Annotated in this window: 8 protein-coding genes; 5 read left to right on the plus strand and 3 right to left on the minus strand. The window is 49.6% G+C overall.

Features of this window, described 5'->3' with window-relative positions:
* A partial coding sequence (locus B2633_RS05025) for an ABC transporter permease (RefSeq protein WP_483169563.1) occupies nt 1-558 on the plus strand: 558 nt, incomplete at its 5' end.
* A 15-nt stretch (nt 559-573) separates the two neighbouring features.
* Nucleotides 574-1320: an ABC transporter ATP-binding protein gene (locus B2633_RS05030; protein ID WP_483169564.1), complete on the plus strand. Its 747-nt coding sequence runs from the start codon at nt 574-576 to the stop codon at nt 1318-1320.
* A gap of 256 nt (nt 1321-1576) precedes the next feature.
* Here the strand turns inward: B2633_RS05030 and B2633_RS05035 are convergent, their stop codons facing one another.
* From B2633_RS05035 to B2633_RS05045, 3 genes are all read right to left on the minus strand, one after another.
* Nucleotides 1577-3922, minus strand: coding sequence for an N-acetylmuramoyl-L-alanine amidase (locus B2633_RS05035; protein WP_483169565.1), 2346 nt, complete (start codon nt 3920-3922; stop codon nt 1577-1579).
* Nucleotides 3923-4244: 322 nt separating this feature from the next.
* Nucleotides 4245-5378 carry an LCP family protein gene (locus tag B2633_RS05040; protein ID WP_483169567.1) on the minus strand — a complete coding sequence of 378 codons (1134 nt, stop codon included), beginning with the start codon at nt 5376-5378 and terminating at the stop codon, nt 4245-4247.
* Between the two features lie 24 nt (nt 5379-5402).
* A complete protein-coding gene (locus B2633_RS05045; protein WP_483169569.1) occupies nt 5403-6461 on the minus strand; it encodes a glycosyltransferase family 4 protein in 1059 nt (352 codons plus the stop codon).
* Nucleotides 6462-6674: 213 nt separating this feature from the next.
* On the opposite strand from B2633_RS05045, the gene csaB reads away from it, so the two are divergent.
* The 3 genes from csaB to B2633_RS05060 form a co-directional block, all read left to right on the plus strand.
* A complete protein-coding gene (gene csaB / locus B2633_RS05050) occupies nt 6675-7754 on the plus strand; it encodes a polysaccharide pyruvyl transferase CsaB (RefSeq protein ID WP_483169571.1) in 1080 nt (359 codons plus the stop codon).
* Between the two features lie 45 nt (nt 7755-7799).
* Nucleotides 7800-9296 carry a murein biosynthesis integral membrane protein MurJ gene (murJ, locus tag B2633_RS05055; RefSeq protein ID WP_483169573.1) on the plus strand — a complete coding sequence of 499 codons (1497 nt, stop codon included), beginning with the start codon at nt 7800-7802 and terminating at the stop codon, nt 9294-9296.
* A 5-nt stretch (nt 9297-9301) separates the two neighbouring features.
* The coding region (locus B2633_RS05060; protein WP_483169575.1) for a DUF5693 family protein at nt 9302-10338 on the plus strand (1037 nt) is incomplete at its 3' end.

Genomic DNA, 10338 nt, shown 5'->3' on the forward strand with positions numbered 1-10338 from the left:
AGCTATTTTACGGATGCGACCAACGAAGGAATGCATTCTCTGGTAGGAAATTCCGGCATATTTACCAAGGTGAATGTACCCAAATATCTGTTTTTGTTTTCCAAGAATGTCTCGGCGCTGATCAATTTCGGTCTGATACTGCTTATCTTTTTTGGCTTTATCATAGCAGAGCCGGGCCTGCATTTCACATGGAAGTATATCTTCCTGCTTTTCCCTATTATTTGTCTGATTGTTTTTAATCTGGGCGTAGGACTTATTTTATCGGCTTTATTTGTATTTTTCAAGGATATTGAATATCTGTACCGCGTGTTCACCCAGCTTTTGATGTATTTATCGGCGATCTTTTATAATATTGAGGCTTTTCCGCTTAAAATACAGTATTTGTTTTATTTAAATCCCATCTATGTATGTATCCGGTATTTCAGAAAGATCGTTATAGAAAACGACATTCCTGAGCCGGCCTTTCACCTGCTGCTGGCTTTTTACGCTTTGACTGTATTCGCTATAGGCTGCTGGATGTATAAAAAATACAATCATAAGTTTCTGTATTATGTATGACGGAGGATATGAGAAATGATGCTTAAACTCGAAAACGTATCCATCCGTTACATGACAGGGGATTTTAAGGATATCGGGCTAAAAGAATACGTTATGCGCCGATTAAAGAATAACTATCAGGTTAAGAATTTCCTGGCGGTAGACGGGGTGTCCTTTGAAATTGAAAAAGGAGATATGCTGGGTATTATAGGAGCAAACGGGGCGGGAAAATCAACGTTATTAAAGGCAGTTTCCGGTATCATGGAGCCCACCCAGGGCCGGGTTATAAGAGACGGGAATATAGCGGCTCTTTTGGAACTCGCGTCCGGATTTGACGGGGATCTGACCGTAAAGGAAAATACCTATCTTCGCGGCGCCATGCTGGGCTACACGCGCAATTTTATGAACGCCATGTATCCCCAAATCGTCGCTTTTGCCGAGCTGGAGGAATTTCAGGACAGACCCTTTAAGCAGCTTTCCTCCGGGATGAAGTCTCGCCTGGCGTTTTCTATCGCATCTCTGGTAAAGCCGGAGATTCTTATTCTCGATGAAGTCCTCTCCGTGGGGGACGGCGCCTTTCGCAAAAAGAGCGAGGCAAAAATGCGGGAGATTATCTCCAGTGGTTCAACAACGATTCTGGTATCTCATTCTTTGGAGCAGGTGCGGAACATGTGCAACAAGGTGCTCTGGTTGCATAAGGGGAAGCAGATCGCATTCGGTGATACCAAACCCATTTGCGACCGATATGAGGCATTTCTTGAGAACGGAGTGATCAGAGAATGAAAGATTGCTTGGCTTTCGAAAGCCTGGTTGGCTGATTTTGTGAAAAGAAAGCTAAGATTGGAAAACAAGTTCATTTAGAGAGTGTATTGCAGGGAAAGGCATTGGGTGGATATGTTGTGCAGGCGGTCAGCAAGGCCGGAATTCGACATTCCATGAGCATATTTCGCAATACAAACGTGATTGGTTAAAATATCAATCCAAAAACTTAAGGCTGCCCTTAAGTCCATTTGGACTTATAGGACAGCCTCATCCCTTTTTAACGGTCGTTCATATATTCGGTGATGGCGTCGGCGATGGCTGTGGCGGCCTTGTTCCTGAAAGAGCTGTCCATCAAACAGGCCTCTTCGCTGGGGTTGTTGATAAATGCGGTTTCCACCAGGGCTGAAGGCATGTTCGTATTCATGATCACCGTGAATCTATCCTGCTTGACCCCTCTATCAGCAAGCCGCAATTGTGCTATCAGGTTTTTCTGCAACAGACTGGCCAGTTTGGCGCGCTGGTCTTTCTGCATGAACAATTCCGGATCCTCCAGGGAGGCGTAATAGTAAGTTTCAGTACCTGACGCTGACGGATTATCGGCGGAGTTGCAGTGTACGGATACGAACACCGCAGCATTCAATTCATTGGCGATATTGGCCCGTTCGGACAGGGTCAAATAAATATCGCTGTCCCGGGTATAGGCCACATCGAATTTGCGCGCCGCTAAAATCTGGCCGGCTTTTAAGGCAATATCCAGATTGACGTCTTTCTCATGCAGTACAGATCCGTTGGCCCCGGTATCACGCCCGCCATGGCCGGGATCCAATACCACCAGCTTGTTGTTTTTATTGTCACTGCGTTTGGTGCTTGTCAAAACAATGTTCAAAGCATTGTCATCACTGGTTTGGAATATGCGATAATCTCCCAGGTTTTTGGTTTCTATGCGCAGAGTGGTGTCCGGAGGCGAACCTGAAGATTCCTTTATGGTCATCTTTTCCAACAGGGGGCTGATCTGATAATCATAAGAGGATCGTTCCACGCCTTGATAGGTCGATTCCAGTTTGATCTCCAATATGTCGTTCTTAAGGCTGTAGCTATACTCGCAGGGGGTTAAGGTGTACACGATAATGTTGTCGCCAATATTGCCAAATACCTTGCGGCTGATGTCCACAATGCGGTTTTCAATAACCACTGACTCGCGTTTGCCGTCGTCACTTCGCTCGGTGCGGTATTCCAACCCGGCAGGAAGGGTGACGGTGATCACCGCATCGCCGTTGCGGTTTTCCCCTTTTACATTCAGACTCTTCCCGCCCAGGGAAACATTCAAAGGGCTGTTCCCTTTCAAGCTTCGTCCCATGATGGTGTAGACCAGGGTCTGGCCGTTTTCATCAAGGCGGGCTCCCAGCCGGGTACCTGATTCTATATTGATTTTAAAGCCGTCCTCATCTTTGCTGGTATTGTACCAAACCAGCTCATTATCATCGATGGCCGGGGCTCCGGAATTGCCTCCGGGGGTTTCCACCAGCCAGCCGGCAATCCAGGCCAGGCTGCCGCCCCGGCTGACTTGAAACCAGCCGTCTTTCTCATCCACTACCGACAGGCTCTCGCCGGCCGAAGCGGCACTTACCTTGGTATACCCGGTTCCAGGACCATCCCTGAGGTTGACCAGAGATTCCCGCACCACTACCAGCTTACTGCCGGGCACGGTTACAACCGGAGTGGTTGGAGGCTCGGGGCTCTCGATGTGAATGGTCCGCTCGGCTTCGTTCCATGATACTTTACCCCCGAAAGCTTCTCCGACAAATCGCAAGGGCGCCAATGTGCGCCCTCCGACTATCTTGGCCGGTACCTCAATCGGCCAGGCTACACCGTTTACTGTCGGATTAGTCGATCCGATGGGTTGCTGTACAACTACCCCCTGGCGGGTGGCGGTTACGATTCGATTGGATTCATTCCAGTCCACTGTAGCTCCCAAGGCCTCAAAAATGCGGCGCAGAGGAACCAGAGTACGGCCATATTCGATCTGGGGCGGCACATCAAAGCTCAGCAGCTGACCATCCAGGTATACTTTGATGTCCGAACCGGCCGAAGCGTTTACAGCTGGCGCGCTGGTCTGAGGAGCTGGCACACTTGTCTGGGGAGCCGCTCCGCTTTGCACCAGGTTGGAGGCTACATAACACACTACACCAGAACTATTTTGCACTTTGCTCCAATCGCCGTCTTGGCCCAGAAGAATCAGGCTATCTCCCTGCCGGGCCTGGCCTACCACCGCGTAGCTGGTTCCAGGCCCTGATCTGAGGTTGACCAGGGTCTCAATCACCTGCACCCTGGCGTCCTTGCTTACATCTATGTATTGGCCGGAAACCCAGCCCTTGAGATCGTTATAACTGATGCGGCACCAGCCGTTTTGCTCTTCGAGAACTGATACCTTGGTGCCCTGCAGTAGATTACCGGTAATGGCATGGTCTGCAGAGGGTCCGCTGCGGACATTGACCACACTTCCGGTTACTAACCCGGAATCGGCTAGAACAAGGGTTTGCCAGGTCAAGAGTATAGCCGCAGCTACCAGGAGCATTGCGGCAATCTTAACCAGACAGATGCGGTGATAAAAATCAGAAAACATCAATCAGGCCTCCTAGGTATGAAGTGCAAAAATAGCCAGTTGCTATTTCGATTGGCTTAAATACGATCATGTGTACTATGCAGGAAACATAGTGTAGATGTCAGGGTCCATCCAGTGAATAAACCGGGGTAACCCCGACAGGTCGACAGCTGTGTAGTTGCTTGGCCGTTTTAACCTGTTATATATACATCTCAGTCCAGTTGAAACTTTCAGCAGCATGGGAAAATTTTGCGAATGGTGTTGAAAAGAAGCAAACTCTCATATTAATTGGGTTATTCTGCTATCTGCCGCTCCAGTTATGGGCGGGACTTGCAGCTACGCTCTACGGTGTGCTGGTAGTACTGGTCTTCCTGTTCTCACGAGTATAGGTTGACTTGGAAGTATCACTAGCGTTGGTCTTGGAATCACCGGAAGCTTCGCCGCTGTTCTTGGAGTCGCCAGATGATTTTCCACTGTCGTTATTCACGCTTTGATTGGTTCCAGAACTGCTGCTGCTCGATGACTTGGGCTGCACCACTACCGATCCTTCTTGAACAACCGCAACAGTCTGTCCTGCCAGCATCTTGTCAACCAACCCATTTACGCTGGATTTATCCGCCACCCAATAACTCTGCAGCAATTGGTTGTCAGCGCCCATCTGATCATAAAAATATCCCGGCAGAGTCTGGCTCACCACCGATTCAGCCGTAAATTTGGGCGCCCAGCTGCTAAGTTTGAGCATGGTTTTCAGTCCCATATTGGTATCTAAATATGGACGGGCTTCATTAATCAGAGCCGGCAATTTGGGTATGGTGCTGGGCTGCAAAATCTCTGCAGCCAGAGCGGTTAGAAATTGCTGTTGTTTGCTGGCCCGGTCGATATCACCCAACTGATAATCACGATAGCGTACAAAAGCCAGGGCCTGGCTCCCATTCAGGCGCTGCAGCCCGGGATAGAGGTTTATGCCCTCGATGGGCTTGTACATCCTTTGGGGAACGTCAATCGTCACCCCTCCCAGGGTATCTACCACTTTGGCAAATCCTTCAAAGTTTAGTTCCACATAATAATCAACCGGTATGCCCATTAAATTCTGAACCGCCTTAACCGAAGCCTCCGGGCCTCCATATGCATAGGCCGCATTGATTTTGCCAACCTCGCCGCCGCTAAGCGTAACCCGGGTATCCCGGGGAATGGAAACAACGGCTACCTTGTTTAAATTGGGATCAATAGTAACCAGGATGATCGTGTCTGAACGTGATGCGGTTTCTCCTTTACGCTCGTCCGACCCCAGAACCAGGATACTGGTACGCTCGCCGGGCTGTTCAGGCTCGGCCGGCTGATTCTCCTCTGCCGAGATACTCGGTTGATTGCGATTGAAAAGGTTGGCCATTCCGGCACCGGCGCCAAAACAGATTCCGAACACCAGTGCGGCCACCAGCACGAATTTAAAATAAAACTTTAGTGTAGTCTTACGCATTAGTAGTGGCTCCTTTGTTAATGGCTATACATCAACACTGCGGTCGGGAGAAGGGCGCCCCCGGTTGCGGCCGGTCAGCAATCCGATGCGATCTGCGCCCAAGACAATAACAAATAACAGTAAAGACAACAGTAGTGATGCTTTGGGGCTGGTGGCAAAAGTCAACAAGACGGCAATCCCGCTGAAGAAAGCGCTGATGCCGTAGATGATAAACACGCTGCGGCGGTGGCTCATTCCCATGGCCATCAAACGATGATGCAAATGGTCTTTGTCGGGCAGAAAAATCGGTTTACGATTATTAATGCGGCGTATTATGGCAAAAAAGGTATCGAAAATGGGAATACCCAGGATAACGATCGGTATCAGCAAAGAAACCACCGCTGTGCCTTTGGCAGTACCCATAATGGCCAAACAAGCCAATACAAAGCCCAAGAAGTTCGAGCCGCTATCCCCCATAAAGGTGCGCGCGGGGTGAAAATTGTAAGGGAGAAACCCGATGATGGCGGCAACCAGCAACAAGGCTGCCATAGCCACGTCCACCTGTCCCTGGCGCAATGCCACTATCCCCATGGCAGTAGCGGCGATTGCCGAGACTCCTCCAGCCAATCCATCCAGGCCGTCGATTAAGTTTATAGCATTGGTAATCCCTACGATCCACAGGAAAGTTAACGGGATGCCTAAGAACCCCAGAGCCAGCATGCCGTCAAAAGGATTGGTCATGAAGTGCACCATAGCCCCGTAATACATCGCTACGGCGGCAGCCAAAGACTGACCCAGAAGCTTGACCAATGGGGAGAGATGATAAATATCGTCGGCTGCCCCGACCAAAAAAATGATAGTCGCTCCCAGTACCAGCCCCAGCATAGGCCCGGTAACCTTGGTAAAAATGATCAGACTGAGCATAAAAGCCGCAAAAATCGCCAGGCCGCCCAATCGGGGCATTTCAACTTTATGCACCTTGCGTTCATCCGGGGGGTCAATTGCTCCCAGATTGCGCGCCAGTTGAGTTGCCAATGGCACACATAATATCGAAATAAAGAAGGTACTTATCAATGCCACAGAAATATGGGCATAAGTCAGCATTTGGTTACTCCTCCCCCAAGTCCAAAGCTAGGTTCATTCTAACACCGCTATTTTAGGTTGTCTATATGGCAAGTATAGGATAAAACCCTGTCAAGAGGTGACGAATATTGAGTAATTGGGAGATATATTGCTATCAGACAGGCCTAGTAATATAATTAATGAGATGGTCCGGGGGCAAACCTAGACCATTTAGTTTTAGTGAGGAGTACGGTAATGAAGATCGCCTTGTCAGGTTATTATGGGTTTGACAACGCTGGTGATGAAGCCTTATTATTGGCCATCACCTCATCCATCAAAGCCATGGCCCCAAAGGCTGATTTCGTTGTGTTTTCTGGAAATCCTGCCCGGACAACTGCTTCCCACGGCCTCTATGCGGTTTATCACAAAAACCCCTGGCAAGTGTGCCGGCAGTTGCATCAATGCGACCTCTTAATCAGTGGCGGAGGTAGCATTTTTCAGGATGTTACCAGCGCTCAATCCCTGTGGTATTATATCGGGGTGGTGGCCCTGGCCAAACTCTTGGGCAAACCGGTGATGTTTTACGCCCAGGGGGTGGGGCCCATAAATCTGCCCCTGAGTAAATGGCTGATGCGTTTGATCGCTAATAAGGTGAATATAATCAGTGTGCGCGACCGGGAATCGGCCGAGCTTTTGAAGCAATTGGGCGTTGTTAAGCCCCCTGTCCTGGTGACTGCAGATCCGGTATTCGCCCTGCAGCCGAATGAGGACGATAAGCGGGCTGTTTCCGGCCATTTGCCGGCTTCGCCTTGCATCGGGGTTTCCGTCCGCCGCTGGGCCGCCCTGGAAGGCTATCAAGCCGCTTTGGCGCAAGTATTAGACGCACTGGCGGATCAGGGCTATCAAATCCTGTTTCTGCCCATGAGCTGGCCTGAGGATGTATCCGAATCACAGCGAGTGATGGCTCTCATGCGGCGCCCGGCGACGTTATTGAACCAGAATCTGAGCAGCGGAGAACTCCTGGCCGTGATCAGCCAGTTGGATATGATGATAAGTATGCGCCTGCACGCTTTGATATTTGCAGCCACCCAGGGGATCCGTTTCGCAGGAATATCTTATGACCCCAAAGTGGAGTCCTTCCTGGGACAATTCGCTTTAAGCCCGCTGCCCCTGGATGCCGGGGGCATGGCAGCACAGATCGCCGAAATTCTAAATGACAGTAAAATGCAGCAAGCAGTCATGGAGATGGCCGCGGAGCTGCATCGCCGCGCACAAGAAAACGCGCGCCTGGCATTGAACTTAATACCCAGAAAGGCTGTCGCCAGCAACAAGTAGAAATCGATTTCAGAGCACGGCTACTGATTTTAAAGAGGATAACAGATGAGCAACAAAACCGGAAAAACCTTCATAGGGGTTTCAATCACCATTTTTTTCTCCAAGCTTTTGGGCTTTGTCCGCGAGATAGTCTTTGCCTCAGTGTTTGGAACTACAGTTTTAGCCGATATGTTTCAGGTGGTATTCAGCTTTCCCAGCCTGTTTTTTTCAAGCATCGGCACCGCCTTGTCAGCTGTCAATATACCTGACCTGACCTATTTCATCACCCAACGTTCCAAGGAAGAGCGCAACCAGTATCTGGCCAATTTATTTGCCCAGGTTACCCTTTTAGCGACCGCAATCACTTTACTGGGCATTGTTTTTGCACCGGCTTTGACCCGTATTATTGCTCCGGGATTCAGTTCGGAAGTTACTCATTTAGCAGTCTTGCTAACCCGGATCATGATGCCCACCCTGTTATTTGTCAGTTTAACCTTTCTGACCGCCGGGGTTTTGCAAGTACATCAATATTTCCTGGTGTCTGCCAGTATCAGTATCCCCTTTAATATGCTTATAATAGCCTCCCTGCTATGGAGGGGCAGCGACCTGGTCTTTCTGGGCTATGTAACCACCCTGGGGTGGCTCTTGCAGTTCTTGATCCAACTCCCGGTGCTGATCCGCGAAAAATACCATTTGCGTTTTAAACTGCAATGGAGCGACCCCTATATTCGCAATACCTTCAAAAGCCTGCTGCCTATTCTCATGGGCAACTCCCTTTTGCAGCTGTGTTTGATCATCGACCGCACCTTTGCCACCCATCTCTCACCGGGCACGGCTGCTTCCCTGGCCTTCGGCGGCAATCTGTTTGTCACCATAACCAGCGTTTTTATCGTGGCTATGACTACAGTAGTCTTTCCGCGTTTATCCCAGTATTGCCTGGATAGAGATTTCGAACGGATCAGGTTCTTATTGGGGCAGGTCTTTAAAATGCTGCTGTTCATTCTTTTGCCTTATCTTCTGCTGGTAATCTGTTATCATAAAGAAATCATAGCCCTGGTTTATCAACGCGGAGCTTTTGGAGCAGAATCTACCGCCATGACTTCTTTAGCCTTCTGGTTTTACAGTTTTGCGGTACTGGGCTACCTTTGCCAGGAGGTTTATAATCGCGTTTTTTATGCTTTGAAGCGCTTCAAGATGCCTATGATCGCCAGCGGCTGCTGCATACTCATAAATCTGGGTCTGGATTATGTTTTGTTTCGTCCGGCGGGAATAGGCGGCTTAAGCCTTTCTACCTCGGCAACCATGCTGCTCTATGCAGTCTGGATGTCAGTCATGCTAACCAGAGAGATCGGGGCTTTCATCAACCGCGATCTGATCTTATACCTTTTTAAGCTGCTGCTTCCCGCTCTGGCCATGCTGGGAGTAGTGTGGGGCTTTGATTTTCTGAGTATAGGCCGATCCAGCTTGGGTTTTCTGCTGCCCTTGGCAGCCAGCATGGCGGCGTATTTAGGCATCGCTTATTTACTGGGCCTGATTAAAGTGTTTTTCTTAAAGGAGGTTTAAGGCTGGTGAATAATCACAAATTGAAATGGCTGTTATGGGGCGGGTTGTTGCTGTTCCTGGTTTTATCCTATAGCGGCTGGCAGCTGCGTACTGGCATCGAAGCCAATAACCAGCGGCTGATCACAGTAGCCGATTATCGAGAGATGTCCCGTTCGGCAGCTACCGCCAATGTCTCCATGGGCAGTGTCCTAGAGCGCCTGCAGAACAATGGAGTGCGTCATATCGGGCTAAAAGAGACCAGTCTCCGCGAACTGGCGTTTCAAGGCGATGTGTACCTATGGAGTTTTGGCGAATTTCGCACCTTCCATGAGGCCAACCAGCCCCAGCTGTGGAATAAGGTTTTAAGAAGCATGGGCTCTCAACAGGTAAGCCCCGCCAATCTGGTGGCGGTTACCAGCCAGGAGCAGGTTGCCCAATTTTTAAGTACGCAGCTGGAGTCCCGCTACCAGGCTGGACAGATAATCCACCTAATCGAAGGGGAAAACCATTACTTTATTATAAACAGCGCCGCTGCCGTTCTCGACAAGCGCAAAGAAATACAGCCTCAACTCGATATGATACTGGGTTTCGATCCCCGGGAAATCGAGCAGATTAAGGCCTATGGCTTAGAGATAGTCTTGCGCCCGGAAAACAGCAAGGGCACATCCCTTGAATACTTGCAGGAATACGAGGCTATTGTCCGTGATTATGACATCAAGTACCTGGTTTTTTCCAATGAAGTGAGTGGTCAACCCGCTCATCTCGATAACATATCCGATCTGGTCAACCGCTATGGCCTGATGATCGGGGTAGTAGAAACACCGGAACAATTAGGCTACGTTAATACCCCCGGTCTGGATGAGGTGCTGGAGAAAACCGGGTATCCCATCAATAGGCTCTACACCTCGGTGAATGATGACTTCGTCAAAAGCATTGATGACAGATATTATCGCTGGGTGCGCGCCGTAGTCGATCGTGGCATCCGCATCCTATATGTGTCACCTTTCAAGGATTTAAAGCTGGATGCCGGACAGAATTTGGATAATACTATCGACACCATTGG

This window comes from Syntrophomonas sp. UBA1041, assembly GCF_002316705.1.
Lineage (GTDB): Bacteria > Bacillota > Syntrophomonadia > Syntrophomonadales > Syntrophomonadaceae > DTU019.